Annotated in this window: 25 protein-coding genes; 12 read left to right on the forward strand and 13 right to left on the reverse strand. The window is 75.8% G+C overall.

Going from position 1 to position 26,958, the window contains the following annotated elements:
* Nucleotides 1-143 precede the first annotated feature (143 nt).
* A complete protein-coding gene (locus C8D89_RS20665; protein WP_116710026.1) occupies nt 144-917 on the reverse strand; it encodes a hypothetical protein in 774 nt (257 codons plus the stop codon).
* Between the two features lie 129 nt (nt 918-1,046).
* On the opposite strand from C8D89_RS20665, the gene C8D89_RS20670 reads away from it, so the two are divergent.
* Nucleotides 1,047-1,916 carry a CBS domain-containing protein gene (locus tag C8D89_RS20670; protein WP_165825840.1) on the forward strand — a complete coding sequence of 290 codons (870 nt, stop codon included), beginning with the start codon at nt 1,047-1,049 and terminating at the stop codon, nt 1,914-1,916.
* A 64-nt stretch (nt 1,917-1,980) separates the two neighbouring features.
* On the opposite strand, the gene C8D89_RS20675 is transcribed toward C8D89_RS20670, so the two are convergent.
* On the reverse strand, nt 1,981-2,514 hold the full coding sequence (locus tag C8D89_RS20675; RefSeq protein WP_116710028.1) for a universal stress protein: 534 nt from the start codon (nt 2,512-2,514) through the stop codon (nt 1,981-1,983).
* A gap of 171 nt (nt 2,515-2,685) precedes the next feature.
* Here C8D89_RS20675 and C8D89_RS20680 point away from each other — a divergent pair, with 171 nt between their 5' ends.
* Nucleotides 2,686-3,684, forward strand: coding sequence for an Acg family FMN-binding oxidoreductase (locus C8D89_RS20680; RefSeq protein ID WP_116710029.1), 999 nt, complete (start codon nt 2,686-2,688; stop codon nt 3,682-3,684).
* A gap of 3 nt (nt 3,685-3,687) precedes the next feature.
* On the opposite strand, the gene C8D89_RS20685 is transcribed toward C8D89_RS20680, so the two are convergent.
* Nucleotides 3,688-5,409 (reverse strand): GAF domain-containing sensor histidine kinase, encoded by a 1,722-nt coding sequence (locus tag C8D89_RS20685; protein ID WP_243418272.1) that lies wholly within the window; start codon nt 5,407-5,409, stop codon nt 3,688-3,690.
* 190 nt (nt 5,410-5,599) lie between these two features.
* Between C8D89_RS20685 and C8D89_RS20690 the strand changes: the two genes are divergently transcribed.
* Both C8D89_RS20690 and C8D89_RS20695 read left to right on the forward strand, forming a co-directional pair.
* Complete coding sequence (locus tag C8D89_RS20690; protein WP_116710031.1) at nt 5,600-8,263, forward strand: bifunctional GNAT family N-acetyltransferase/acetate--CoA ligase family protein; 2,664 nt, start codon at nt 5,600-5,602, stop codon at nt 8,261-8,263.
* An 81-nt stretch (nt 8,264-8,344) separates the two neighbouring features.
* Complete coding sequence (locus tag C8D89_RS20695) at nt 8,345-9,679, forward strand: GAF domain-containing protein (RefSeq protein WP_116710032.1); 1,335 nt, start codon at nt 8,345-8,347, stop codon at nt 9,677-9,679.
* A gap of 49 nt (nt 9,680-9,728) precedes the next feature.
* Here C8D89_RS20695 and C8D89_RS20700 read toward each other — a convergent pair whose 3' ends face one another.
* Nucleotides 9,729-10,013, reverse strand: coding sequence for a hypothetical protein (locus tag C8D89_RS20700; RefSeq protein ID WP_133251990.1), 285 nt, complete (start codon nt 10,011-10,013; stop codon nt 9,729-9,731).
* Nucleotides 10,014-10,143: 130 nt separating this feature from the next.
* Nucleotides 10,144-10,782, reverse strand: a complete 639-nt coding sequence (locus tag C8D89_RS20705; protein ID WP_116710034.1) for a response regulator transcription factor — start codon at nt 10,780-10,782, stop codon at nt 10,144-10,146.
* Between the two features lie 395 nt (nt 10,783-11,177).
* Between C8D89_RS20705 and C8D89_RS20710 the strand changes: the two genes are divergently transcribed.
* A complete protein-coding gene (locus tag C8D89_RS20710) occupies nt 11,178-11,528 on the forward strand; it encodes a hypothetical protein (protein WP_116710035.1) in 351 nt (116 codons plus the stop codon).
* Nucleotides 11,529-11,636: 108 nt separating this feature from the next.
* On the opposite strand, the gene C8D89_RS20715 is transcribed toward C8D89_RS20710, so the two are convergent.
* Both C8D89_RS20715 and C8D89_RS20720 read right to left on the reverse strand, forming a co-directional pair.
* Complete coding sequence (locus C8D89_RS20715; protein ID WP_116710036.1) at nt 11,637-12,212, reverse strand: universal stress protein; 576 nt, start codon at nt 12,210-12,212, stop codon at nt 11,637-11,639.
* A gap of 63 nt (nt 12,213-12,275) precedes the next feature.
* A complete protein-coding gene (locus C8D89_RS20720; RefSeq protein ID WP_165825842.1) occupies nt 12,276-12,761 on the reverse strand; it encodes a universal stress protein in 486 nt (161 codons plus the stop codon).
* A 151-nt stretch (nt 12,762-12,912) separates the two neighbouring features.
* On the opposite strand from C8D89_RS20720, the gene C8D89_RS20725 reads away from it, so the two are divergent.
* The 3 genes from C8D89_RS20725 to C8D89_RS20735 are packed head-to-tail and all read left to right on the forward strand — an operon-like array spanning nt 12,913 to nt 15,841.
* Nucleotides 12,913-13,344: a hypothetical protein gene (locus tag C8D89_RS20725; RefSeq protein WP_133251991.1), complete on the forward strand. Its 432-nt coding sequence runs from the start codon at nt 12,913-12,915 to the stop codon at nt 13,342-13,344.
* Nucleotides 13,341-14,933: an alpha/beta fold hydrolase gene (locus C8D89_RS20730; protein ID WP_116710039.1), complete on the forward strand. Its 1,593-nt coding sequence runs from the start codon at nt 13,341-13,343 to the stop codon at nt 14,931-14,933. The genes C8D89_RS20725 and C8D89_RS20730 overlap by 4 nt, the downstream gene beginning before the upstream one ends.
* Nucleotides 14,930-15,841, forward strand: coding sequence for a hypothetical protein (locus C8D89_RS20735; RefSeq protein WP_116710040.1), 912 nt, complete (start codon nt 14,930-14,932; stop codon nt 15,839-15,841). The genes C8D89_RS20730 and C8D89_RS20735 overlap by 4 nt, the downstream gene beginning before the upstream one ends.
* 78 nt (nt 15,842-15,919) lie before the next feature.
* On the opposite strand, the gene C8D89_RS20740 is transcribed toward C8D89_RS20735, so the two are convergent.
* Both C8D89_RS20740 and C8D89_RS20745 read right to left on the reverse strand, forming a co-directional pair.
* Nucleotides 15,920-16,381 (reverse strand): hypothetical protein, encoded by a 462-nt coding sequence (locus C8D89_RS20740; protein WP_116710041.1) that lies wholly within the window; start codon nt 16,379-16,381, stop codon nt 15,920-15,922.
* Between the two features lie 671 nt (nt 16,382-17,052).
* Nucleotides 17,053-17,841, reverse strand: a complete 789-nt coding sequence (locus C8D89_RS20745; RefSeq protein ID WP_116710042.1) for a hypothetical protein — start codon at nt 17,839-17,841, stop codon at nt 17,053-17,055.
* Between the two features lie 271 nt (nt 17,842-18,112).
* On the opposite strand from C8D89_RS20745, the gene C8D89_RS20750 reads away from it, so the two are divergent.
* The 3 genes from C8D89_RS20750 to C8D89_RS20760 are packed head-to-tail and all read left to right on the forward strand — an operon-like array spanning nt 18,113 to nt 22,102.
* A complete protein-coding gene (locus tag C8D89_RS20750) occupies nt 18,113-18,559 on the forward strand; it encodes a pyridoxamine 5'-phosphate oxidase family protein (protein WP_243418273.1) in 447 nt (148 codons plus the stop codon).
* Nucleotides 18,560-18,614: 55 nt separating this feature from the next.
* Nucleotides 18,615-19,631 carry an Acg family FMN-binding oxidoreductase gene (locus C8D89_RS20755; protein WP_116710044.1) on the forward strand — a complete coding sequence of 339 codons (1,017 nt, stop codon included), beginning with the start codon at nt 18,615-18,617 and terminating at the stop codon, nt 19,629-19,631.
* Nucleotides 19,628-22,102, forward strand: coding sequence for a glycoside hydrolase family 65 protein (locus C8D89_RS20760; protein ID WP_116710045.1), 2,475 nt, complete (start codon nt 19,628-19,630; stop codon nt 22,100-22,102). The genes C8D89_RS20755 and C8D89_RS20760 overlap by 4 nt, the downstream gene beginning before the upstream one ends.
* 18 nt (nt 22,103-22,120) lie before the next feature.
* On the opposite strand, the gene C8D89_RS20765 is transcribed toward C8D89_RS20760, so the two are convergent.
* From C8D89_RS20765 to C8D89_RS20780, 4 genes are all read right to left on the reverse strand, one after another.
* Nucleotides 22,121-23,047, reverse strand: a complete 927-nt coding sequence (locus tag C8D89_RS20765) for a universal stress protein (protein WP_116710046.1) — start codon at nt 23,045-23,047, stop codon at nt 22,121-22,123.
* On the reverse strand, nt 23,044-23,931 hold the full coding sequence (locus tag C8D89_RS20770; protein WP_116710047.1) for a universal stress protein: 888 nt from the start codon (nt 23,929-23,931) through the stop codon (nt 23,044-23,046). Before C8D89_RS20770 ends, C8D89_RS20765 begins: the two co-directional genes overlap by 4 nt.
* Nucleotides 23,932-23,959: 28 nt before the next feature.
* Nucleotides 23,960-24,286: a hypothetical protein gene (locus tag C8D89_RS20775; protein WP_116710048.1), complete on the reverse strand. Its 327-nt coding sequence runs from the start codon at nt 24,284-24,286 to the stop codon at nt 23,960-23,962.
* 106 nt (nt 24,287-24,392) lie between these two features.
* Nucleotides 24,393-25,289, reverse strand: a complete 897-nt coding sequence (locus C8D89_RS20780) for an esterase/lipase family protein (RefSeq protein WP_116710049.1) — start codon at nt 25,287-25,289, stop codon at nt 24,393-24,395.
* Nucleotides 25,290-25,491: 202 nt separating this feature from the next.
* On the opposite strand from C8D89_RS20780, the gene C8D89_RS20785 reads away from it, so the two are divergent.
* Entirely contained in the window at nt 25,492-26,871 is a 1,380-nt protein-coding gene (locus C8D89_RS20785) for a wax ester/triacylglycerol synthase family O-acyltransferase (RefSeq protein WP_165825843.1), read from the forward strand.
* Nucleotides 26,872-26,958: the final 87 nt, after the last annotated feature.

Genomic DNA, 26,958 nt, shown 5'->3' on the forward strand with positions numbered 1-26,958 from the left:
CTCCAGCTCGGCCGCCAGGCCGGACCGAAAGCCCTGATCGATGCTCACGAACCCGACGCTAGACCCACCCCCCGACACCACCAGAAGATCAACTGAGAACGCTCTCAGCCAGCGCGGCCGAGCGCTCCGTGCTCCCTGGACGCTCAGGGGTGGAGGTGCAGCGCCGCGTGGCCGACGCCGGTCTCGTGCTCGGCCGCCGCCAGGGCCGCGGCCCGGATCGCCGGGTCGTCGAACGCGTCGGTGTGCACCTCGACGCGCAGCCCGCGCAGCGCCGCCTCGACGGTGGCCCGCTCGACCACGATGCCGGCCACCACGGACTCCCGGACCCCATCGGTGTGGGTGCACACCGCCAGGACGGGATCCCGGCGCCACGGCAGGTCCAGCGTAAGCGTCTCCGCCGGCACCGGGGCGGGGGTCCGCCAGGCCGGCGCACCGTCGCGGGTGGGCCCGTTCAGCAGGTGCAGCCAAGCGCCGCGGGACGCGGCCGCGTGGGCGACGTCCACGACGCGGGCCAGGTCGGCGGGCGCGGCGTAGCGCGGCGAGGCGCCCCCACCCGGGCCACGGTCGAGCCGGCGGCGGGCCAGGTCCATCGGGGTCGCCGGGCGGCGTCGCGTCGCCGAGATCGTGGCGAGAGGCCGGGCGTCGGCGTGGGTGGCGACGACGGTGCGGGGCGCCCAGCCGAACGACCGCAGGGCGTTCTCGACGGCGCCGACGAGGCGGCCGGCGTGCACCAGCGACCGGTGCGGCGCGGGCTCGGCCGACGGGTCGAGCGCGAACTCGACCCGCCGGTCGTGCACCGACACCGCACACCCCGGGGCCCGCGGCTCGGCCAGGGGCTCGAGCGCCGCCAGCAGGGCGGCGACCTCGGTGGGTGTCCACCGTTCGGTCGCGGTGGACGAGGTGCGGGTCGTGCTCATGGCGGGAGCCTGCGCCGCCCGGTGCTCCGCCCCCAGGGCCGGACGTCACCCACGTCGGGTCCTCCGTGCCCCCACCGGACGGTCCGGTGGCCCTGCTCCCGGGGCGCGGCCCCGCGGACGATGCCCGGCATGAACACCGACCCGGGCCCGCGCCGAGCCCGCGACCTGATGACCAGCCCGGTCCTCACCGTGCCCCCCGACGCACCGCGCGAGGCCGTCGCCGCGCTGCTGGTGTCCCACGGGATCGCCTCGGCCCCCGTCGTCGACGCCCGGGGCCGCATCCTCGGTGTGGTCGACGAGCGCCACCTCGTCGGGGCCGACGACGAGGCACCCGCCGCCGAGCTCATGACCCGCGTGCCGCTCGCCGATCCCGACACCCCGATCGACGAGCTCGTCGACCACCTCGTCGAGGGGAGCCGTGCGATCCCCGTCGTCCGGGAGGAGGTCCCGGTGGGCATCGTGAGCCGCCGGGACGTGCTGCGCCGGGTCGCCCGCGGCGAGCTGGTCGCCCACGGGGAACGGGCCGCCGGTCCGGGCGCACCGGTGGTCGTCGGGGTCGACGGGTCCGAGGGGTCCGTGCACGCGCTGCGCTGGGGCGCCCGCGCCGCCCGGGCGGCGGGGGCACCGCTCCACGCCGTCATCGCCTCCGGCCCGCCCGACCTGTACGGGACCTCCAGCGACCAGGTCCGCGCGGCGCGACGTGAAATCGAGGAGACCGTGCGGCGGGCGCTCGGCGAGGACGCGACGGAGCGGGAGGAGCTGACCCTCGACGTGCGCGAGGGCCGCCCGGCGCGGGTGCTGGTGCGCGCCAGCGAGGGCGCCCGGCTAGTCGTGGTGGGCAGCCGCCACGTCGACGGCGTCGGCGGGCCGCCCGGAGGGTCGGTGACCGCGCAGCTGGTCAGCCGCGCGTGGTGCCCGGTCGTCGCCGTGGTGCCCGTGCGGCCCGAGGAGACCGGGGAACGCGCCGGGGAGGACGCGGCGGCCGTCCCCGCCCCCTGAACCCCCGGGAACACCACCGCCCCGGCACCTGCACGGTGCCGGGGCGGCGTCGCTGTTGTCGCTGTCACGCGATGGGCCCGACGGGCAGGGGGCCGGCGAGGGCCACCTCCTCGTCCGCCGCCACCTCGGCCGCGCGCCGCGGCGCGGGCACCACGGTCACTGGGCACGGCGCCCGGAGGACGACCGAGAGTCCGACCGAGCCGAGCAGGGTGCTGCGCAGGGCACCGCGCCCCCGGTGGCCCACGACCAGCAGCTCGGCTCCCCGGGCCTCCTGCTCCAGCACCCACCCGACGGGGCCAGTGACGGCCACGACGTCGACCGGGACGGCGCGCAGCGCTTCGTCCAGCTCCCGGCGGACCGCCTCGACGCGAGTGCGGGCGGAGTCCTCCACGGCCTGACGGATCTCGTCGCTGTCGGCGAGGAGGGGCACGCCGTAGGGCGACATCCACGCGTCGGGCGGCTCGTGGGCGACCACGGCCCGCACGGCCAGACCGCGGCGCGCGGCCTCCCCCACCGCCCACCGCAGGGCGTCGTCGGCGTGGGTCGAGCCGTCGATCCCCACCACGATCCGTCCCCGCTCGGTCCCCGCTGCGTCCATGTCCCGCTCCTGCCCGTCGGCGTCCTCACTGTCCTCACGTCGCCTGCTCAGCCTCCCGGCGCCCACGGTCCCGGCACCGGAGGCGGACGGTCCCGCCGCGCCGGGTCATCGGTCCCTGGTGAGCCGCCCGCCCCGCGCACGAGGCTCGGTCGACCGAGAAGGGGGAGCGCCATGCGCCAGGACACGGACGCGACGACGGGGAGCGGTTCGCCCCCGGACGCCGCGGAGATCGCCCAGCTGCTGGCGGCGGGGGCGGCGGCGCCGTCGAGCCACAACACCCAGCCGTGGCGTCTGCGCTGGCACGACGGGGCCGTCGAGGTGCACGGCGACCCCGACCGTGCCCTCGCCGCCGCCGACCCCGACGGCCGCGAACTGCGGATGGCCTGCGGCGCGGCGCTGGCCAACGTGCGCCTGACGGTCCGCGCCCAGGGCCGGCGCGCCCACGTCCAGCTCCTGCCCGAGCCCGAGGAGCCCTGGTTCTTCGGACGGGTCCGACCCGGCGCCGCGCTACCCCCGACCGGCTGGGAGGTGGAGCTGGCCGCGGCCATCCCGCGCCGGCACACCGACCGCCACCCGTTCAGCGGCCGACCGATCTCGGCGGCGCTGCGCGAGCAGCTCGGCCGGGCCGCGTGGCGTGAGCGGTGCCGGCTCGTGCTCGTGGACGGGTCCGAGCAGCGCCGGCAGCTGCGCGAGCTCACCGCGGAGGCGCACCGCCGGCAGCGGGCCGACCCGGCCTTCGTCGCCGAGTGGGAGCGGTGGATCGGGCATTCCGACCGCGTCGACGACGGGCTCCCCCACCCCCGGGCCCGGCACGAGCCCCGGCCGGACGACGCCTGGCGACTCCGGGACTTCGCCGGGACGATCGCGGCCGACGAGCGGTTCCCCGGCGAGGACCCGGTGGAGGACGAGCCCACCATCGCCGTGGTGGCCAGCTACGACGACACCCGGCTCGCGCACGTCCAGGCCGGTCAGGCCATGGAGCAGGTCCTGCTCACCGCCACGGCCCGCGGATTGGCGTCGTCGTTCGTCGCGTCGCCGCTGGAGGTCGCGACGACGCGGGTCCAGGTGCGGGCCCTGCTCGGCGGGGTGCTGTGGCCGCAGATGGTGCTCCGCCTGGGGCGGGGCCGCTCGGTGCACCCCACCCCGCGGCGCGCCGACACCGGCGACTGACCGTCAGGGCGCGCCACTCGCGCCCGCGGGCGCCGGGTCCAGGGGGATCCACCACGTCAGCCGGGTGCCGGATCCGGTCGCCCGTCGGCCGACGCTCGCGTCCCCGCCGAGGGCGCGTGCCCGCGCCGCGAGGTTCACCAGACCGCTGCGGGCGACGTGGTCGGGGATACCGACGCCGTCGTCGGTTACGTCCACGGCGAGCACGTCGTCCACGGACACGGTGACCACGACCGAGCCGGCGGCGCCGTGACGCACTGCGTTGGAGACGCCCTCGCGGACCACGGCCTCGACCTGCACCGCGAGCTTCTCGGGCACGGTGTCGACGGCGCCGGACAGACGGACCACGGGCTCGGTGGCCACGTGCGCGGACATCTCCGCGACCGCACCCCGCAGCCGGCCGCCCAGGCCCGGGGCGTCCCCGACCGCGTGCAGGTCGAAGATGCTCGTCCGGATGTCGCGCACGATGCCGTCGATCTGGTCCACCGCGTCGTTCACCCGGTGGGCCGCCTCCGGGTGCGCCCGGAGCCGGGCCTGGGTGGCCTGCAGCCCGAGGCCGAGGGCGAACAGCCGCTGCAGCACGTGGTCGTGCAGGTCGGCGGCGATGCGCTCGCGGTCGGTCGCGACGTCGAGCTGGCGGCGGGCCCGCTGCGACTCGGCCAGCCGCAGCACCAGCGCCGCCTGGTCGGCGAACGACGCCACGGTGGACAGGCCCTCGACGTCGACCCCGCCCGCGCCGGGCCGGCGGACGACCACCAGCACCCCGGTGATCACGTCGGTGCCGTCGAGGGGCACGAGCAGCGCCGGGCCGAGGCGCCGCTCCTCCCCGTCCACGGCGAGCACGAGGTCGTCCTCGACCCGGGGCACCCGGGTCCGGGCGACGGTGGTGAGGGGTGAGCCCTCGAGCGCGATCCGGGCGCCGGTCGGCAGCCGGTCCTCCACACCCACGCTGACCGTCACCCGCACCGGTGGGGCGACGTCGCCGTCGGCGACGGTGGCAGGCGGGGTGGTGATGACGGCTCCGAGCGCGTCGGTGAGCTCGGCGGCGCGCTCGGCGGCGAGCACGAGGGCCTCGGAGGGGTCGGCCCCGGCGAGGACCTGGGTGGTGATCTCGCTCGACGCCTCGAGCCAGCGCTGGCGGCGTTGCGCCTCCGCGACCAGCCGCTGGGTGTCCTGGTGCAACCGGGCATTGTCGACGGCAACCGCCGCGGCCGCGGCCAGTGCGACCATCACGGCCTCGTCCTCGGCCGTGAACTCGCCGTCCCGCTTCTCGGTGAGGTAGAGGTTGCCGAACACCGTGCCCCGCACCCGGACGGGGACGCCGAGGAACGTCCGCATCGGTGGATGGTGGGGCGGGAAGCCGCTCGAGGAGACGTGCTCGTGCAGGTCGGCCAGGCGCAGGGGCTCGGGATGACGGATCAGCTCGCCGAGCAGGCCGTGGCCACGCGGCAGGTCGCCGATGCGGCGCCGGGCGTCGTCGTCGAGCCCCGTGTAGACGAAGCGGGCGAGCCCGACGCCCTCCTCGTCGAGCACCCCGAGCGCGCCGTAGCGGGCGTCGACGAGCGTGGTCGCCGCCTCCACGATGCGGTACAGCGTGGCGTCGAGGTCGAGGCCCTCGGCGATCGACGTCATCGACGAGAACAGCGCCGCGATCTGCTCCGGGCTCGCGGCGCGGACCGCGCCCCCCGTTCCGGGCCCTTGGCCCGTGTCGCTGTCGGTGACCGCCAAGGCGTCCTCCCTCCGCGGACGAAGTCCGCGCCCCCATCGTTGCGCCGTCGGGGCCGAGACACCAGGGACCAATGTCCCGACGACGGCACGTCGAGCATCCCCGTCCGTCCCGTCGGGAGCCACCGTGGTCCCACGAACCACGGGCCGACGACCCTGCCGCACGCGGGACCGCACCGCATGGAATGGGGCCATGAGCGTCCGCGACCGGTCCACGCACGCACTCGACCAGCGGGTCCTGCTCGCCGACGGCAGTCCCGTCGACGTCCGCCCGCTGGACGCCGCGGACGCCGCGGCGCTCACGCGACTGCACCGTGACCTGCCGGCGCACGACCGCTGGCTGCGGTTCGCGACCGTCGCCCCGCAGGGCCTGGAGGACTACGCGGCCGGCGCCGTGTCGGCTCAGCAGGTGTGGGGCGCCTACGTCGGCGCCGAGCTGGTCGGCGCGGTCCACCTCGCGCCGGTCGGCGACGATCCCGAGGAGGCCGAGGTCGGGGTGACCGTCAGCCACCGGATGCAGGCGCACGGGGTGGGCACGGCCCTGCTGGAGCGGGCGGCGCGGGAGTCGGCGCGGCGCGGGGTCCGGCGGTGGACCGCCGAGGTCCTGACCGAGAACGCCCCGATGCTGCGCGTCTTCGCCGACCTCGGGCTGCCCGTCTCCCGCCACCTGGACGGCCCCGTGGTGCACCTGACCGCGACCCTGCCCGACGCCGACGACGCCGGCGAGGCGTTCGCGACGGCCGCGCTCGCCCGCACCGCGCACGCCGCGCGAGCGGGGCTCGCACCGGTGCTGCGGCCCCGGTCGATCGCCGTGATCGGGGCGAGCCGTCGGCTCGGCTCCGTGGGACGCGCCGTCCTCGACGCGCTGGTCGCGGGCCACTACGCCGGAGCGCTGCACGTCGTGCACCCGCACGCCTCCGTGATCGCCGGCGTCCCCGCCGTGTCCTCGGTCGACCTCCTGCCCGCCGCTCCGGACCTCGTCGTGCTCGCGACGCCGCCGGACACCCTGCCCGAGCTCGTGGAGGCCTCTGGCCGGCGCGGGACGCGGGCGGTGCTGGTCCTCACCTCCGGGCTCGCGGCCGCGGGCGTCGACGGGGCCGTCCTCGACGCCGTGCGCCGGCACGGGATGCGCATGGTCGGGCCGAACTGCCTCGGGGCGGTCAACACCGAGGCGGACGTCCGCCTCGACGCGACGTTCGCCCCGAGCAGGGCGCCGCGCGGGCCGGTGGGCGTGGTCGCGCAGTCGGGCGGCGTGGCCATCGCGGTGCTCGAGGCGCTGCGCGGCCTCGGGCTGGGCGTCTCCACCCTCGTCTCGGTCGGCGACCGCTACGACGTGAGCAGCAACGACCTGCTGGCGTGGTGGTCCGAGGACACCGCGACGGAGTTCGCGGTCCTGCACGTGGAGTCGTTCGGCAACCCCCGCGCCTTCTCCCGGCTGGCGCGCCGCCTGTCCGCCCGCGTGCCCGTGCTGGCGGTGCGGGCGGCCAACAGCGAGGTCGGGGCGCGGGCCGCCGCGTCGCACACCGCCGCGTCGGCCACCCCCGCGGTCCGCCGCGACGCCCTCTATCGCCAGGCCGGCGTGCAGCCGGTGGACGACCTCGGCGAGCTCGCCGGCGCCCTCGCCGCCCTGGCCTGGAGCCCGCCCGCGCCCGGCGACCGGGTCGCGGTGCTCGGCAACGCCGGCGGCACCAACGTCCTCGCGGCCGACGCCCTGGTCGCCGCGGGGCTCCGGGTGCCCCCGCTCACCCGGTCCACCCGGGAGCGGCTCGACGCCCTGCTGCCCGCCACGGCGGCCACGGCCGGGCCCGTCGACACCACCGCGGCGGTCGACGCGGAGACCTTCGGCGCCTGCCTCGCGGTGCTGCGCGACGCCGAGGAGGTCGACGCCGTGCTCGCCGTCTCCTGCCCGACCGCCCTCGGCGATCCCGGAACGGGGCTGGTCCGGGTGCTCGCCCGGCCGGCCCGGCGCGCCGTGCCCGTGGTGGCGGTGGCCCTCGACCAGCGGCCGCGGACCGCGGCGGTGAGCGACCCGGCCGGGCTCCCCCGCGCCGCATCGTTCGCCGACCCCGCCGACGCCGCCCAGGCGCTCGCCCACCTCGTGCGCCGCGGGGCGGACGTCGCCCGCGACCCCGGCCGGCCGCTGTCCGCGGAGGACCACCCGGTGGACCTCGCGGCCGCCCGAGCCGCGGTGACGGCCGCCCTCGACCGCTCGCCCGAGGGCGGCTGGCTGGATCCCGACGCGTGCGCCGCCCTCCTGGGCGCCGCCGGCCTCGACCTGCTGGCGGGCCGGACCACCCGCACGGTGGAGGAGGCGGTCACGGCGGCCCGGGACACGGGCGGGCCGGTCGCGCTCAAGGTGGTGGCCGACGGTGTGCTGCACAAGTCCGAGCAGGGCGGCGTCGCCCTCGGGGTGCGGGGTGACGCCGCGGTGCGCGAGACGGTCGAGGGCTTCGCCGCCCGCTTCGGCGAGGCCTGGCGCGGCACGGTCGTCCAGCCGATGGCCCCGCCGGGCGTGGAGATGCTCGTCGGCGTGGCCGGTGACCCCGACTTCGGCGCCCTGGTCACGGCCGGTGTCGGCGGCACCGGCACCGACGTCGCCGACCGCCGTTGGCACCGCCTCGTCCCGATGACGACCGTCGATCTCGACGAGTTCCTCGACGAGCTGCCGCTGGACCGCGGGATCGCGGCCCGGCTGGTCGACCGCGACCTCCTCGCCGTCGTGATCGCCCGCGTCGCCCGGCTCGCCGAGCTGGTGCCCCAGATCGCGGAGATGGACCTCAATCCCGTGGTGTGCACGCCGGACGCCTGCCGGCTCGTCGACGCGCGCGTCCGCGTGGGGCCCGTCCTCACACGGTGAATGCGCCCTCAGTTCACTTGACACGTGATCCGGCCAGAGCACGATGGGGCCACGTCCAGCAGGCGCGTGTGATGAGGTGTTGTGCCCGACCGTTCCGAGCCCGCGACCCCGTCCAAGGGGCTCGCCTTCTCCTCGGTCGCCCGGCTCGAGCTCGACGAGCTGCTCGACCAGCTCATCGCCCGCGCCACCGAGGTCAAGCTCACCCAGGGCCGGCTGCGCGGGCTGCTCGACGCCACCCACCACATCACCGCGGGCCTGGAGCTCGACGACCTCGTGCAGCGCATCGTCGAGAGCACGCGGGCGCTGGTGGGGGCGCGCTACGCGGCGCTGGGCGTCGTCCGCGACGGACGCCTCATCCGCTTCGTGCACGTCGGCATGGACCCGGAGACCGTGAGGCGTATCGGCGAGCTCCCGCAGGGCAAAGGTGTGCTGGGCAGCCTCATCGACGACCCGAAGCCGCTGCGCCTGGACGACCTCGCCACCCACCCCGCATCGGTGGGCTTCCCCGCCGAGCACCCGCCGATGCGCTCGTTCCTGGGCGTGCCCCTGCTCGCCGGCGGCACCGTCTACGGCAACCTCTACGTCACCGAGAGCGCGCACGAGGACGGCTTCACCGCCGACGACGAGCAGCTCCTGACGGCGCTGGCCGGGGCCGCCGGGATCGCCGTGGAGAACGCGCTCCTGCTCGAGAACGCGCGCCGCCGTGAGCGCTGGCAGGCCGCGTCGGCCGAGCTGGCCCGGAGCCTGCTCTCGGGCGAGATGGCGCCCGAGGCGGAGCTGCAGCACCTGCTGGACACCGCGGTGGAGGTGGCCCGCGCCCACGGGGCGGCGATCACCGAAGTGCCCGACGCCGACCCGACGATCGCCCACGTCAGCGCCGCCGCCGGCGGCGTGGCCGAGTGGGCCGGGCGCTCGGCGGGCACCGACGGGTCGATCACCCAGGCCGCCCTGGACGCGGACGGCCCGGTCCTCGTGGCCGACGCCGCCGCCGATCCCCGGACCACCACGGTCGTCATGCGGGCTCCGGAGGTGCGGTCCGTGCTCGCCGTGCCGCTGTCCACGTCGCCCGGGGGTCCCGGGACCCGGTCGGTGCTCACCCTGACCCGTCCGGCGGGCGAGGAGGTCTTCGGCGCCCTCGAGGCGGAGATGCTGCTCGGCTTCGCCGCCCATGCGACGACGGCCATCGAGCTGGCCCGCGGGCGACGCGACCGCGAGGCCGTGCGCGACCTCGAGGCGCGCGAGCGGCTCGTGCTCGCGCTCTCCGAGCAGGTGCTCGCGCGGATTCAGCGGGTCGGGCTGGCGCTCACCAGCAGCGCCTCCGGCGCGGACCCGGCGCTGCGCCACCAGCTCCTCGCCCAGGTCGCCGAGCTCGACGACGTCACCCGCGCGGTCCGCGACACCGTCTTCCCCCGCTGAGGGACCTCGACGGGCTGTCGGAGCCCGCGCGCCGCGGTCGCCCAGCGCTTCATGCCTCGCGGAGCTCGCGAGCGAAGTAGACCGCCAACAGTTCCGCCCACTCCTGCCCGCTCATCGGACCCGTGTCCGCGCCGTCCCGCGCGCCCGCGGGCAACGGCCACCATCCCGCGAGGGCATCGGCGAGATCCCGGAGCCGGGCCGCATCGTCCGCCGCATCGTCCGCAAACACTCCCTCGATCCCGGCGAGTACCCGGGCCAGGCCGTGCAGGACCGCGGACGCCTCGTGCAGAGTCGACACCGACAGGTAGCGGTCGTCGGGAGGATGTGGCGTCATCCGGACCACCGCCCGTGGACTCGGAGTGGACTCACGCGGGCAGAGCACGAGCACGGATCCTCGCCATCGTCCGGCGCTCCCTCGCCCATTCTCGTGGTCATGATGACGGCCCTCGACGTCCAGAACCTGGTCACTGCTTCTCGGCCCGGACCTCGTTCGCCAGCACAGCGGCCTGCACCCGGCGGTGCATCCCCAGCTTGGCCAGCACCGCCGAGACGTAGTTCTTCACCGTCTTCTCGGCCAGGAACATGCGTTGTCCGATCTCCCGGTTCGTCAGGCCTTCCCCGATGTAGCCCAGGACCTCCCGCTCCTTGCCGGTCAGCTCGGCCAGCGGGTCCGGCGCCTCGCTGCGCGTGCGCACCCGATTCATCAAGGCGCCGGCCGCGCGCCCGTCGAGCAGGGAGCGCCCCGCCCCGACCTCACGGACCGCGTTCACGATGTCGTTGCCGCGTACGTCCTTGATGACGTAGCCGCTGGCGCCGGCGAGCACCGCGTCGAACATCGCCTGCTCGTCGGTGAACGAGGTCAGCATCAGGCACGCCAACTCCGGCATGCGGGAGCGCAAGTCGCGACACAGCTCGATCCCCGTGCCATCGGGTAGCCGCACATCGAGGACCGCCACGTCGGGACTCAGCGCAGGGATGCGGGCGAGCGCCTCGGCCACGGAGCCGGCCTCGCCGATCACCTCGAGGTCGTCGTCACCGTCGAGGAGATCGGCGACACCCCGCCGCACCACCTCGTGGTCGTCCACCAGGAAGACAGTGGTCACGGTGTGCTCCTCTCGTTCGTGGGTGGGGCGAGGGGGACCCAGCGGCGCAGCCGAGACCTGACCTCGTCCTCGGGACTTTCCGATGGAGCCCGCGAGCTAACGAATCACGCGGTGATCGGCGGGGGTGGTGGGGCAGTCGTCCCGAGTGCGCTTGCCCGTGCTGTACACCACGCGGTGGTACCCGCGGGAGCCGTCCAGCCCTGGTCGGTCGTGCCTCCGGGCCCTGCCGAGGTACGTCGAGGGGATGATCCACTCAGGTCGGCCGACCCCGACGCCGCTCGTCCTGGCGACCACATCTTCTCGAAGGAGCTGCGGTGCACCCCCTCACAGGAGTCCGTCCGAGCCGTCGCGCCGCGCGGTGGGGCCGTATCGGGTCCGCAGCGCTCGGAGCCCTCATGGTCGCCGGGTCGGCGACCAACGTCTTCCTGCTCAGCACGCGACCTGCCGTGTACGCCGAGCTCGGGGACTGGCTGCCGGCACCGGACGCACTGCACCAGCTGTGGGACGCCACCCTCGGCGAGCATCCCCTGCTCTGGGTGCCAGGAGTCGGCATCGCCTACGAGCTGCTCGTCGGCGTGTTGGCCCTGCTGCCTCGTCGGCGGCTGCGGTTCCTGGGGCTGGCGGGTATCGCGCTGTTCCACCTGGGGCTGCTGGCGATGGGCCTGTGGGCGTGGGCGCTTCCCGTGATGGCGCTGATCGGTGCCGTGGTCGCGCTCGAGGTCCGAGGCGCCGCGGGGGAAGCCTGAGCGCACGGTCCTCTGCCGATGGCCGCGGCCCCGAGAGCCGCTGGGTCGTCGACGGCGACCACGGTCACCGTCGCTGCGCGCGCTGATCGGAGTCCGGTCAGGAGCCGCTCAGCTCCGGACGTCGTCCGGCGCGTCCCCGAGGGGGACGACGACCACCGGGCACCGCGCGCGGCGGGAGCACCCGAGGGCCACCGACGTCAGCGGGTCCTCGTCCTCGCTGTGCCCCACGACCAGGGCGGTGGCGCCGGCCGATTCCCGTACGAGCACGTCGACGGGCAGTCCGGGCACGACCCGGATATCGATCCCGACCGACCCGCGAGCGGCGGCCGGCACCAGTCGGTCGTCGGAGAGCACCTCGTCGACGAACTCGCGGACGACTGCCTCCTCGGCGGCCAGGCCCTCGCGGCGGTGCGGCACCGGGAGCAGCTCACCGCCGGGCAACGCGGCGAGTGCACCCCAGTAGTGGCCCACGTCGTCCACGGCCGTGACGACGGTGACCCGCCCGCCCGTCGGGGAGGCCCGGCGCAGGGCCTCGGCGAGAGCGTGGCGTGAGCTGGTGGAGCCGTTGACCCCGCACACGACCCGCCCCGGGCCGGAGGTGGGGTGCTGAACGCCCGGATCGGGCGCACCGCCGCCGGTCGGTGCCGTCCTCGCGCCGACTTCGGTGCCGTGTCCTACCGTCATCCTCCCAGCGTCTCCCGGTGGCCTCCCTGTAGCGCGACCCCTCCGGCTCCCGAGCGACGAGGATCACGTCCCGGTGACGGTCGGCTCGGGGACCACCGTGATCGGGCAGGTCGCGTGCAGCACGCAGCCCAGACCCACCGATCCGAGGACGACGCTGCCGAATGCCCCGCGTCCGCGGTGCCCGACGACAAGCTCGTCGGCGCGGCGGGCGATGTCGACCAGCTCCTCCGCCGCCCGCCCTGGTCGGGCCTCGACGGTGATCTCGGGCAGCGTGAGTTCGGCGGCCATTCCCGAGGCCACCTCGTCGACCAGGCCCTGCGCGAGCTTCAGCGCCTCCCGGTGCAGGGTCGCGGCGTCGGGGATCGGCAGGTCCCCGGCAGCGCCCCAGCTCATGGCCGCCCACATCTCCGGCGGCTCGTAGGCGGCCACCGCCTGCACGCGGGCACCACGGCGCACCGCCGACCGGATCGCCTCCTGCAGGGCGTACCGCGAGCCCGTCGAGCCGTCGACGCCACAGACCACCACGCGCCGCGCCGCGTCCTCGGTCATGTCCGCTGCCTCCTCGCTCGACCCTCCGCTGCCTCGCCCGACCCTGCCAGATACCCGGATCAGGGGCGTCCTCCTCCTCAGGGCCTCCGGACCGCTGGTGGGGGCGGTTGGACCCTGACTCCGCGGGCCTCGCCGGCGAGATCCTGGGGACATGCGGAGGGAATCGACGGGCTCGGTGTGGGGTCCGTGGCTGCTGGGCTGGTGCGGCCTGCTCGTGCTGGCGCTGGCCAACGGCACGCTGCGGGCGTTGGTGATCCAGCCCCGGCTGGGCGAAACCGTCGCGCGGGCGCTCGCGACCGTGATCCTGCTCGCGGCGCTCACAGCCCTGGTGTGGTGGCTGCACCGGCGGCGCCCGATCCCGACCGCGCGGCAGGCGTGGGCGATCGGGGCGGCATGGGTGGCGATGACCCTGGCCTTCGAGTTCGGCTGGGGCGGGCTCGTCGCGGGCCTGCCGTGGTCGACGATGCTCGCCGACTACGACCTGACCGCCGGGCGCATCTGGATCCTCGTGCCGATCTGGACCGCGCTCGCGCCGGCCCTCGTGCGCCGGGCGCAGCACCGCGCGCCCGCGACCGCGCCGTGACGGGCACCCCGGTGCTCACGGGCCCCGATCGGCGCGCCGCCGACGTCCCGGTACGGCCCGGAGCCCGAGTCGCGACCGTCGTGGCCCTCGCCGCGCTCGCCGGCTGGTTGACGGCGCTGACGATGCCGCGCGGACCGATCACGCCGGTGGGCGCGGTCGCGGCGATGGCCGTCGGTGTCGCCGTGGGCGTGGCCGCCGGCTACGTGCTGCGGTCGCGGTGGGCGATGCTCCTCGCACCGGTGGCGTTCGCCGTGGCCGTCGAGCTCGGCCGGGTCGGGGTCGTGGGCCCGACCGTGGACCGGCCGCAGGTCTCGACGTTCTTCGGGGTGCTCGTCCTGGTCCTCGGGCGCGGGTTCCATGCGCTGGTCCAGCTGCTGCCGATGGTGCTCGGGGTGGCGGTGGGGGTGGGGCTCGCACGCGGGCGCTCCGGCGCGTCCGCCCTCCGAGGGTGGCGCCGGGCGGCGCAGTGGGGGCGTCGCGGGATCGCGGCGGTGGTGGCGGTGGGGCTCGTCGCCCTCGCCGTGGTGCTGACCCGCCCCGGCACGACGGCGCCGATCGTCGACGCCGCCGGCCGGCAGGTCTCGGGCAGCGTCGCCGAGCTCGCGACCGTGCGCCTCGGCGGGCACGACCAGACGGTCATGATCCGCGGGCGCGACGCCACCGCTCCGGTGGTGCTCTACCTGGCCGGCGGTCCCGGGCAGAGCGACCTGGGCTACGCCCGGGCCTACATGACCGAGCTCGAGGACGACGTCGTGGTCGCGGTGTGGGACCAGCGCGGGACCGGCACCTCCTACGCGGCCCTCGACCCGACGGCCACCTGGACGCTGGACCGGGCGGTGGCCGACACCGTCGAGCTCGCGACGTACCTGCGTGACCGGTTCGGCCAGCAGAGGGTCTACCTGGTCGGCAACTCATGGGGCAGCACCCTCGGTGTCCTGGCCGTCCAGCGTCACCCCGAGCTGTTCGCCGCCTACGTCGGCACCGGGCAGATGGCCAGCCAGCTCGAGGCCGACCGGATCATCTACCGCCAGGTGCTCGACCTGGCCGCCCGCACGGGCGACACCGCGCTCGCCGAGCGGCTGCGGGCCGCGGGCCCGCCGCCATATCGCGACGTCTACGTCAACGCGATGCTCATCGACTACTACGACGCCATCGGTCCCTACCCCCGCACCGAGTACTTCCTGACCCAGGGCCCGGCCGGCATCGACGGCACCGGCGCCGAGGAGTACGGCCCGCTGGACAAGGTCAACAAGCTCAAGGCCATGATCGACATGGGCTCCGTGATGTACCCGCAGCTGCAGGGGGTCGACTTCCGCACCCAGGTGCCGCGACTGGAGGTGCCGGTCTACGTCGTCGCCGGCGGGCACGAACTGACGGCCCGTTCCGGGGCCGCCCGGGAGTGGTTCGACCGCCTGGAGGCCCCCGCGAAGCAGTGGATCACGTTCGAGGGCTCCGGGCACGTCCCGCACTTCGAGGAGTTCGGCCGCTTCCGGGAGGTCATCCGCGAGGTCGTGGGACGGCACGGGCCACCCGCCGGCGGACCGGCTCCCCCGGCGACAGCGCCGCCGGGAGGGGTGGGGCGCCCGTGACGCCCGGAGCCCGCCGGGCGGTGACTGTGCTGACCCTGCTCGCGGCCGCCCTCGCGGCCGGGGCCGCGACCGCGGGGCTCGCCGTGGGCGGCGGCCCGGGCCGGCAGGTGGTCGTGACACCTCGCGGCGTGCCCGTGGTGCTGGACGGCACCGGCCTGTACCGGTGGAGCGGTGTCTTCGCCGCGGCCGGACAGCGGGGCACCGACCTGGTCGTCCTCGTGCTGGTGGTGCCCCTGCTGGTGATCGCTCTCGTGGCGGCGCGCCGCGGATCGGTGCGGGCGAGGCTGCTGCTGGTCGGCCTGCTCGTCGTCGTGGTCTACGTCCACGGCAGCATCGTCGCGGGCACCATCGCCTACACCCCCCTCTACGTCGTGTCCGTCCTCGTCGTGCCCACCGCCGGCACCGCCGTCGCCGTGCTCGTCGCCGGGATCGCCCGGCACGAGCCGCTCCTGCGGCCGGGCGTACCGCGACGCGGGCCGGGCCTGTTCCTGCTCGCCAGTGCGCTGGTGACCGTGGTCGTGTGGGGCGTGCCGCTGGTCGTGGCCGCCGCGACCGGCACCGTCCCGGCCCGCACCGACCTGGCCGCGGCCCCGGTCACCCTCGGGCTCGACCTGGCCGTGATCACGCCGCTGGTCTCGCTGGCCGCCGTCCTGCTGCTGCGGGGGGCACCGCAGGCGCTCCTGCTCGCGGTCCCGCTGCTGGTGCTCGAGATCTCGCTGGCGCCGGTGATCACCGCGCAGACCGCGTCCCAGCTCGCGTCCGGGGTCCGGCTCGAGGCCGCCGAGGTCGCCGGGCCGATCGGGGGGTTCGCGGTCCTCGCCCTGGGTGCCGCGATCACGCTCGTCGCGCTCCTGCGCGCGCCGTCCCCGTCGCCCTTGACCTCGCCGCAACCAGCCTCCGCCGCGTGATCCGCTGCTCGACCTCCTGCCGCCACGCGCCGCCTCGAGCTGGGCCCGGCCGACCCGGCGTGATCGCTCCGACGATGGTCAGCGTGCCGTGGTCGGGGCCGGCTGCCCAGGCTGCTCCGGTGCGGGCAGCACCCCACCTCTTCCGGCGCCCGGCTCATCGCTCCGGCGCTCCGGGGCATCGTCGGCCGGGGCGAGCACGAGGTAGACGATCATCCCGACGAGGCCGAAGCTCAGCAGGCCGGTCACCAGCAGCACGATCAGCAGCGCCGTGTTGGACAGGCCGGCGGCGTCGAGGACCGCACCGATCCAGGCGATGAACTGCGTCAATGCGGCGGCGAGCAGCACCAGCGCGCCCAGCACCGTCAGGACGAGGGCCACCCAGGCCGCCGGCGTGGAGCGCACGCCGACGACGTCAGGTCCGCGCATGACGAAGACCCCGCCGCCCCACGCCAGCCCGCCGGCGACCAACAGCACCACGAACCCTCCGACGGCGCCGACGAGGCTCCCGACGAACAGCTGCGTGACGAGTCGCTTGGACACGGATCCCCCAGTCTCCGGTGGAGAGGTGAGCGTGCGCCGCGGCGCGGAGGGTCACCAGGGCCAAAGGACAGGGGCGGCCTCGGCCACAAGGTCCCGTGCCGGGCCCGCATCACGAAGGTCGTGAGACGGCACATGGCTCGTCGAGCCAAGTGCTCGGAGTGTGGTACTTCGTTGATCTCGGCCGACGTCCTCATGGACGACCAGGTCCTCGAAGTGCCGTGGGAGTTCGGAGCTGGTTACCACAGCGCGCAGCGCTGCCAGCTTCTCCGAGCCGCGACGCGCTGACGCAGGAGGCGAAGCGTTCGCCGCCTCCGCACCGCCGCGACCTCTGGGCAGGGCGCTCGCGGCGACGAGATGGTGCGGCCCCGCCCGTTCGAGCCGGCGGCGCGCTCGTCCGAGGCACGGAGCCGCAGAGAAGGCCCTGGTGAGCTGTGTTCTCAACCGACCAGGGCCTGAAGCCGGCGCCGAGTACGGACGAGCTCGTGGGCCCAGGCGCGGGCTTCGCCCGGACCTCGGCCCGGGGGACGTCTGCAGCCTTCACGTCGAGGTCGGCGCCCCTTCTCGGTGAGCCCTCTTCGTACGACTCGGCCGCTCCCTCGCTGTCTACGTCGGGTGCGGCGAACGGGCACAGGGCCGGGCGACCCGCGCGACACCGCGGTCCCTCCGACGCGCTACCGGTTCTGCCGGCCCTTCGAAGCGTCGGCTCGCAGCTTCGGGCTGTCCTCGGCGCTCTCCTCGGTGGGTGACGGCGTCGCCGGCCGGGTGTTCCGCTCGACGCTGCGGTCCCTGTGCCTCACCCAACCGACGAGCGCCAGCGACGCCACGCCCAGGGCGAAGAAGGGGATGTCGGGCACGTACAACAGCGCGACCATCGCGGCACCGACGAACACGGCGTAGGCGGTCAACAGGTGGAACAGCTGACGGCCGCCGGCGGGATAGACGAGGAAGAGCAGGCTCAACGCAACCATCGTCGTCGGGCACCCCATCAACCCGTAGGCGCCGAACAGCAGTTCGGCCGGGTCGAACACGAGACGGACCCCATAGATGTACGGCGGGTACCAGAACCCCCAGACCGCCAGGGGGACGGCGACGAGCAGGCGCCACTTCTCGATGTGCCGGAAGTCGAGGTCCAACGTCGGCGCCCGGAGCTCCCGCAGCCATTGGAGGGCGATGACCAGCAGGAACACCGGGGTCGCGCCGTACACCGCGAGGGCGACGGCGCCCATCCGCTCGTAGAGCTCGACGCTGACCCAGATGCCGACGAACCCGACCAACCAGAGGTAGTCGAGCGCGAAATAGGCCGCGAACAACCTGCGGTACCGGTTGCCGTACCGGATGACCAGGTAGACCACGACGACGGCCGCCAGGTGCCAGAACAGCGCCACCCACGCGAATGCGACGCGGTCCTCCCCCACCAACTGCCCCAAGGTCTTCCCGAACTCGATGCCGAACGGATCCATGAGAGCCTTCCTCCCGACCGGGCGCTCGTCATCGCACGGAGCCGATGCCCTCAGCTCCAGGGTGTGCCGCGGCGAGGGTTCGCCGGAGAGGCGAAGGACCCGCAGGCCGGGACCGACCGGGCGGCCCCGACCAGCGCCGGCGACGAGGAGGCCTCCGCCGTCACCGGACCAGCGACCCACCCGGCGCGCGGCGGCGGGCCGATCGTCCCGCCCCCCAGGGGCACTTCGTGCCTGGCGGGCGCCGCCCCGGCGCGCGGATCGTCGGGAGCAGATGACGAGGAGCGAGGAGACCGGCATGGACACGTGCCGCGAGACCGAGGCACTGCCGGTGACCGAGTGCTGGACACGGCTCGCTTCGGTGCCGGTGGGACGGCTGGTGTTCACCGAGAGGGCACTCCCGGCGGTGCACCCCGTGAACTTCCTGGTGCACGGACGGTCCGTCATCATCCGCACCGGTCCCGGCACCAAGCTCGACGCCGCCCGCCGTGGCGACGTCGTCGCGTTCGAGGCCGACCACATCGATCCCGGGTCCCGGACGGGGTGGAGCGTGCTGGTCGTCGGGCACGCCGCGGTCGTCGGCGACGTCGACCGGCTCGTCGCGGTCCTCGACCCCCAGCACCGCCCCTGGGTCCGCGGGCGCGGCATCCACGTGATCGAGGTCTGCGGGGAGCGCGTCACGGGCCGCCGGCTCGTCCTCGACCGGAACCCGGCCGCGTGAGCGCCCGCTCGCCGGCGGTCGACCCGGAGGCCCCTCACCCGACAGGAGGTCCTCGGTGACGGTCAGCCGCGACCCTGCCGCCCGGGAGGCGGTCCTCGCCGCGCTCGAGGGCGCGCTGCGCGCACCATCGGAGCACAACACCCAGCCCTGGCGATGGACGCTGCTGCCCGACCGCCTCGAGCTGGCGGTGGACCCGCACCGGCGGCTGCCGTTCACCGACGAGCGCGGCGAGGGGGCGCTGCTCGCCTGCGGCGCCGCGCTGCACCACCTGCGTATCGGCCTCGCCGTCCGCGGCTGGACCCCTCTGGTCAGGCTCGACCGGGAGGGCCCGCCGCAGCGCCGGGTGGCGGAGGTGGGCTGGGAGCCGGCCGACACCGTCCCTGACGACGCGCGCCGGCACGCCGCGGCGATCGAGCGCCGCCGCACCGACCGCCGCCGCTTCGGCGCCGATCCCGTCGACCCCGCCGTCCTCGACGAGCTCGCCCGGGTCGCGCGGGCCTTCGACGGCGCCGTGCACGTCGTCGCCGGCCGTGCTCGCCGCACCGTGGTCGAGGCCATGCGGGACGCCGCGCTCCTCCAGCTCGAACGGCCCGGGTACGCGGCGGAGCTGCAGCGGTGGACGCACCGCTACGTGGGTGGAGCCGACGGGCTCCCCCACGGCGTCCGCCTGAGCGAACCGCACCTCTACGACGACCTCGTCCTGCGGTGGTTCCCCGGTGGGGGCCTCGACCAGCCCCACGGCGGGTCCGACCACGAGGACGCCTCCACCCTGCTCGTCCTGTCCGCCCACGGCCATGACACGGCCTCGGTCGTGCGGGCGGGCGAGGCGATGAGCGCGGTCCTCCTCGAGGTGACGGCGCACGACCTGGCCGCGACACCGGTCACCCAGGTCCTCGAGGTCGACGAGACCCGCGAGCGCGTCAGCGAGGTCGCCGGGGGCCACCCGGTCGTCGTCCTGCGCGTCGGCCGGCCCGTCCCGGAGGCACCGCCACCCCCGCGAACCCCGCGCCGGGACCTCGCCTCGGTCCTGATCGACCGCTCCGCCGCGCCCGACGAGCAGGCCGCCCGATGACCGAGCCGGACGGTTGGACCGTCGAGTTCAGCGGCTGGGACCCCGCCGACGAGGGACGCCGGGAGGCCCTGTGCACCCTCGGCAACGGCTACCTCGGCACCCGCGGCGCGCTGCCGGAGAGCACTGCGGACGGCGTGCACTACCCGGGCACGTACGCCGCCGGCGTGTTCAACCGTCTCGCCGACGAGATCGACGGGGTGGCGATCGAGAACGAGAGCCTCGTCAACCTGCCCGACTGGCTCGACCTGCGGATCGCGGTCGAGGACGGCGCGTGGCTCGACCTGTCCGCCGTGCGCGTCCTGGAGCACCGCCAGCGGCTCGACATGGCGCGGGGCGTGCTGCACCGCACCACCCGCTTCGTCGACGACGCGGGGCGGCGCAGCTCGCTGCACCAGCGCCGGTTCGTGCACATGGGGCGGCGGCACCTGGCGGGTCTGCACACGTCGTTCGTCGCCGAGGGCTGGAGCGGCCGGTTGACGGTGGCGTCGGGGGTGGACGGCACGGTGACCAACAGCGGGGTGAGCCGCTACCGCCACCTCTCCGGGCGGCACCTCGACGTCCTCGCGGCCGAGGAGACCGGCGACGACACCGTCCTCCTGACCGCCCGGACCACCCAGTCCCGGCACCGCGTCGCGGTGGGGGCCCGGACGCGGCTCACCCGCCCGGGGAACGCCCCCGTCACCCGCGAGCCGGACCGTAGCGAGGGACTGATCGGCCAGCGCCTAACCGTCGAGGTCCGTGCCGGGGAGACGGTGGAGATCGAGAAGATCGCCGCGGTGGTCACCTCCCGGGACGTGGCCATCTCCGAGCCCGCCCTGACCGCTACCGAGCTGCTCGCTGACGCCCCGGGATTCGAGGAGCTGCTCGCCGAGCACACGCGGAGCTGGGACCGGCTGTGGCGGTGGTGCCGTATCGAGCTGCTCGAGGGCACGCATCCGGCGTCCCTGGAGACCGTGCGCAACCTGCGGCTCAGCGGGTTCCACGTGCTCCAGACCGCCTCCGCGCACGACCTCGATCTCGACGCCGGCATCCCCGCCCGCGGGCTGCACGGCGAGGCCTACCGCGGGCACGTCTTCTGGGACGAGCTGTTCGTCCTCCCGGTCCTCCTGCTGCGGTTCCCGGCGCTGGCCCGCGGCCTGCTGCTCTACCGGGTCCGGCGGCTCGACGCCGCCCGCCGGGCCGCGCGAGCAGCCGGTCACCGCGGAGCGATGTACCCGTGGCAGTCGGGCAGCGACGGCCGCGAGGAGAGCCAGCGGCTGCACCTGAACCCACTCTCGGGCCGGTGGCTGCCCGACACCAGCGACCGGCAGCGGCACATCGGCCTCGCCGTCGCCTACAACGTCTGGCAGTACTTCCAGGCCACCGGCGACCTCGCCTTCCTGGCCGAGCAGGGCGGTGCCGAGGTGCTCCTCGAGGTCGCCCGGTTCTTCGCGGACCTGGCCGAGTACGACCCGGTCGACGGCCGATACCACATCCGCGGGGTGATGGGGCCCGACGAGTACACGACCCGCTATCCCGGCGCCGACGAGCCCGGCATCGACGACAACGCCTACACCAACGTGCTGACCGTGTGGGTCCTCCAACGGGCCCGGGACCTGCTCGACCTCCTGCCGCCGCGCCGGCGCGACGCCCTGACGGAGACCCTCGACCTGGGCCCGGCCGACCTCCAGCACTGGCGCGAGGTCAGCGAGCACATGGCCGTCCCGATCCACCACGACGGCGTGATCAGCCAGTTCGCCGGCTACCGCGACCTCCCCGAGCTCGATTGGGAGGCCTACCGGCGCCGCTACGGCGACCTGCAGCGCCTGGACCGGATCCTCGAGGCCGAGGGCCGCTCGGTGGACGACTACCAGGCCTCCAAGCAGGCCGACGTGCTCATGCTGTTCTACCTCTTCTCCGCCGACGAGCTCCGTGACCTGCTCGGCCGGCTCGGCTACGCCCTGCCGCCCGAGGCGATCCCCCGCACGATCGACCACTACCTGGCCCGGACCGCGCACGGCTCCACGCTCAGCGCGCTGGTGCACGCCTGGGTGCTCGCCCGGGCACACCGGGAGGAGGCCCTCCCCCACTTCGACCGGGTCGTGCGCAGCGACGTCGCCGACCTCCAGGGCGGCACCACCGCCGAGGGCGTGCATCTCGGGGCGATGGCCGGAGCCGTGGACGTGGTGCAGCGCTGCTTCGCCGGCGTGGAGACCCGCTGCGGCGTCCTGTGGTTCAACCCGCACTGGCCGGGCCGCTTCGGCGTGCTCGAGCTGGCCCTCTACTACCGGGGCCGTCCGCTGGCGGTGCGGGTGACCGACCGGGAGGTGTGGGTGTCGGCCGACGCCGGCCCCGGGGCGCCCGTACGGGTCGCGGCCGGGGACGGGGTCCGTGACCTGTGGCCGGGGCAGACGGTACGGCTGCAGCTCCCGCGGGCCGGCGGTGTGGACCACCCGGAGCCGGGTCACCGCGACGGACTCGACGCACCCTGACGTCGGCCGACGGCGTCCTCACTCCCCTCTCGGGGCAGTGTGGCCCGTGGTGATCGCCGGACCGAGCACGAGGACGGGACAGGGCGCGCTCAGGAGCAGCGAGAGTGTGGTGGAACCGACGCCCACGAGCTCCCCGGCCGTGCGGCCCCGGTGCCCGACGACGACCAGGTCGGCGCCGGCGGCCCGCGCCAGCAGCAGCCGCGCCGCCCGGTCCTCGGCGACGACGACCTCCACCGGCACGCCGGGGACCTGCGCGCGGGCCGCCGCGACGAGCGCCTCGACCGGCGCGGCCTCGTTCCCGTCCTCCGGCCGGCGCGCGATCCCGTCGGCCCCGTACTCGACCTCGCCGACGGCCCGGACCACCTCGACGGCCTCGCCGTGCATCTCCGCGACGCGCAGGGCCCGGAGCAGCACCTCCGCGGCGCCCGGCGCGTCGTCGATCCCGACGACCACCACCGCACGCTGCGGCGTGCCCGCCGGCGAGGGAGCGCGGTACTCGGGTACCACCAGCACCGGGCACGGCGCGATCGCGACGAGTCCCTCGGTGGTGCGGCCCGCGTCGCTGCCCAGGCGGCGGCGCCGATCCCCGACGACGAGCACCGTCGCGGGCCCGCAGGCCGCGGCCAGCGCGGCCGCCGGCTCCTCCTCCGCGCACGTGCGCCGCACCTCGAGGTCGGGCGCGGTGCGGTGCAGGTAGCGCTCGGCCCGCTCGCCGGCGTCGTCCGTGTCGGCCGTGCCGGCCGTGCCGGCCGTGCCGGCCGTGTCGGCCGTGTCGGCGGCGGCTTCGGGCTCGTGCGCGTGGACGATCCGCACGGTGCGGTCCCGGTGGCGGGCCTCGGCGACGGCCCGATCGAGCACGCGTGTCCGGAGCAGCCCGCCGCCCACCCCGACGACCACGGACGGGGTGCGCGGAGGCACCCGCGCGCCCATCGAGGTCACGGTCACGAGGCCTCCCCGGCCTCGGAGTGCTCGGGATGCGCCCACGCCTCCGCCGCCCGCGGGGACAGGACCGCGACCGGGCAGGGAGCGGCGTGCACGACGCGTTGGCTCGTCGAGCCGAGCAGTACGCCGCTGACCGCTCCGCGGCCGCGCGAGCCCACCGCCAGCAGGGCCGCGCCGGCGCGGGCCTCGGCGAGGAGCTCCTCGGCGACCTGGCCGCGGCGCACCACCTCGCGGAGGGGGATGTCGGGGTGGGCGCCGGCGATGCCCGCCACGCCCTCGGCGAGGTGGCGGCGAGCGTCCTCCTCGGTCTCCCCGCCCGAGCGCGCCGCGACGGTCACCACCGTGAGCGACGAGCCGGTCCGGTCGGCCACGTCGGCGCCGAACGCGACCGCGCCCTCCGACTCGACGGAGCCGTCGACGCCGACGACCACCCCCGACATCGCCTCGTCGGCGCCCGGCTCCCAGCGCGCCGGGACCACCACGACGGGGCAGGCGGCGTGGCCCATCGCGTGGGCCACGGTGCGGCCGACACCGGCGTCGGCGACGCCACCGGACGGGCGTGCCCCGAGGACGAGCAGGCGCGCCTGCGCGGCCGTCGCGACGAGGGCCGGCCCGACGACGCCGTCGACCACCGACAGGTGCACCGGCAGGTCGGGTGCCTCCCGGTGCGCGACATGCCGGGCCTGGTCGAGCAACGCGTGCGCGCGCCCGGACGGGCTGCGCATCTCGTCGTGCGGCCGCTCGGAAGGAGGCAGCACCTGGACGAGGTCGAGCGGCAGGTGGCGCCGTGCGGCCTCGTTCGCCGCCCAGGCGACGGCGCCGTGGGTGGCGGGGCTGCCGTCGACGCCGACGAGGACGCCGGCGGGCGACACCGAGTGGTCGATCATGTGGTCCTCCTCGACGGGGGCCGGGCGATCACGTGGACGCCCTGCGGGGGCCGCCGATGCGGGCAGGCCCGGAGAAGATCAGTGCGACGCCGAGCACGTAGCCGAAGTCGTACCAGGCGCCGTCGTTGTGCACCTCGTAGATCGCCACACCGTCGTTGAACAGCGAGACGATGAACGTGATCGGGACGATCAGGCCCTGCCAGAGCCCCAGCCAGAAGCCGGCCACCGGCGGGGCGGCCAGACGGGCGGAGTCGTCGGCGACGGCGGCGCACCCGCCGACCAGCAGGAGCCCGGCGACGAGCAGGCCCGCCAGCAGCAGGCCCCGCTCCCGGCGCCGGGGATGCTCGGAGGTCATGGGCCCATCGTGATCGCCCCGTGGGTGGCACGGCAGGGGTGGACGTCCCGATCTCGTCGGGACCCGTGGACGGCGCACCCCGAGCCGTCGGGCCCGGGACCGTCGCTCACGCGCCGGGGGCGAGCCGATCGACCGGAGCCTCCGCCGGCCGCGGCGCCGCCGTGCCGGTCGCGTCGACCGGTGGGTAGAGCCAGCACAGCGCCGGCGGCGGAGCGAAGGGCCGCCACCGGCCCTCGGGCTGGGCGAGCCGATCGGCGACCGCCCACAGCACCGCGGGGTGCGCGCCGAGACCGAAGTGACTGCCGTGGACCGCGATCGACTCCGCCAGCTCGCCGGCGGGTTCGACGCACGCGCGCCAGGCGACGATGCCGTCCCACGGCGAGTAGACCGACGTGCACGGCACGGGCAGGGCCGGCAGGACCGCCTCCGGCGCGGGCAGGTCCTCCGGGGCGACGTGGCGGCCCGAGACCGCCAGGTAGAACCACAGGGCCCGCGTCTGGCTCGGGTGCGTCAGGCGCACGGGGCTGCCGAGCGTGACGACGCCGCGGACCAGGTCGGGGTGGCGGCGCGCCGCGTCGCGGGCGTAGAGGCCGCCCATGCTCCACCCGACGATGCTCACCCGCCGGCCGTAGCGCTCGGCCAGCTCCGCCAGCCGGGCCGGGACCCCTCGCACGACCTCCGCGGTGGGGCCGAGGTTGCGGCCGAGCCGCCAGCCGTGCGCCCGGTAGCCGCGGTCGCGCAGGACGGCGCGCAGCGTGCGGGTCGAGCGGTCGCCGGCGCTCAGCCCGGGCAGGACGAGGACGGGGTGCCCGTCGCCGGTGGGCGCGGCCCGGAGGATCGACCGGCCGAGCGCGGTGATCCCGGAGCCGCCGAGGGCGCGGCCGAGGTCGGTGGCGAACAGCGGCCACGACGGGCCCTGCTCCCCGGGCCCGGGCGGGCGGAACGCGACCGGCATCCCCGGCCGCCACGACGTCGGCTGCTCGTCACGGAACACGCTCGCCATGTGGCCCCTCCGCTGAGTGGCCCCCCGCACACGGATCGTAAGCACCTGCGGGTCCAGCGGGGAAGTGGCCCGGGCCCTCCGCCCCTGCCCCGACCGCCGGGCCCGCGCACACGCTCAGCCGATCACCCCACCACCGCGAGGAGGCGACGATGAGCCTCGACCTGCCCGTCATCCCGCGCGAGTCGCCGCTCGAGCGGACGCTGTGAACGCGGTCCCCCTCGGCCCGCTCGACGCGGCGTTCCTCGAGGTCGAGGACGCCGAGCCCGAGGTCTCGATGGCGATCGCCTCGATCGCGGTCTTCGCGGGACCGTCGCCCGGCACCGACGAGTTCGCCGCCCACCTCGCGGGGCGGCTGCCACTCATCCCCCGCTACCGGCAGAAGGTCCGCCGGGTCCCTCTCGACCTGGGTGCCCCGGTGTGGGTCGACGATCCTGGGTTCGACCTCGACCGCCACCTCGTCCGCGTGGCGCTGCCCGCGCCGGGCGGCGACGCCGAGCTGGCCGCGCTGATGGGGCGCATCATGGCCACCCGGCTGGACCGGGACCGCCCGCTGTGGCGCTACTGGCTGGTGGAGGGACTGGCCGGCGGACGTTGGGCGCTCGTCTCCCAGATCCACCACTGCATGGTCGACGGCGTGTCCGGCACCGACCTCTACGGCATCGTCCTCGATCCCGAACCCGACCCCCGGCCCCCGGCGCCCGACGCGCACGTGCCCGGGCCCGAACCGTCGTCGGCCGAGCTGCTCGTCGCTGCTGCGGGCGGCCTCCTCCGGCTGCCGCTCGCCGCCGCCGGCGCGGCCGCGGCGCTGGTGGCGCGGCCGCGCGAGGCATGGGGGCGGGTCGCGGCGGGCCTGCGGGGCGGTGCCGCGCTGCTCGCGAGCCTCCGCCCCGGCCCGCCCTCGTCGCTGACCGGGCCGCGGCACCGGCCTCGCCGCTACGCGTTCGCCCGGGGGCGGGTCGAGGACGTCCGGGCGATCCGCCACCGACTCGGCGGGACCTTCAACGACGTCGTCCTCGCGGCGGTCACCGCCGGCTTCCGTGCCCTGCTCCTCGCAAGGGGCGAGGAGCCCGCCCCCGACCTCGTCCGCACCCTGGTCCCGGTCTCGGTCCGGGCGCCCGGGGACGAGGGCTCCCGCGGCAACCAGGTGTCGCTGCTGCTGCCCCGCCTGCCCGTCCACCTCGACGACCCCCGGGAACGGCTCGCGGCGACGGTCGCCGAGCTGGACAGGTGCAAGGCCGCGCACGAGGCCGAGGCCGGCGCTCTGCTGACCCGGCTGGCCCGTTTCGAGCCGTACCCCCTCCTCGGGGGCGGCGTCCGGTGGGCCTCGCGGAGGACGCAGCGCTCGGTCGTCACCGTCACGACCAACGTGCCGGGCCCCCGCGAGACGCTGTACGGGCTCGGACGGGAGCTCCTGGAGATCATCCCCTACGTCCCGATCGGCAGCGCCGTGCAGGTCGGGGTGTCGATCATGACCTACCGCGACGGGCTGGCGATCGGCATCACCGGTGACGAGGCGGCCGAGGACCTCCAGGTGCTCGCGCGCGCCGTCGAGACGGAGCTGTCGGTGCTCTCGGAGCGCTGAGCACGCACGGGACCCGCGCTCCTCGTCCCCCGGGAGGCGGGACCTTCTGCCCTGGGATCCCGCGACGCGGCGGGAGACGGTGGCACG

Source organism: Actinomycetospora cinnamomea (assembly GCF_003096675.1).
Classification (GTDB): domain Bacteria; phylum Actinomycetota; class Actinomycetes; order Mycobacteriales; family Pseudonocardiaceae; genus Actinomycetospora; species Actinomycetospora cinnamomea.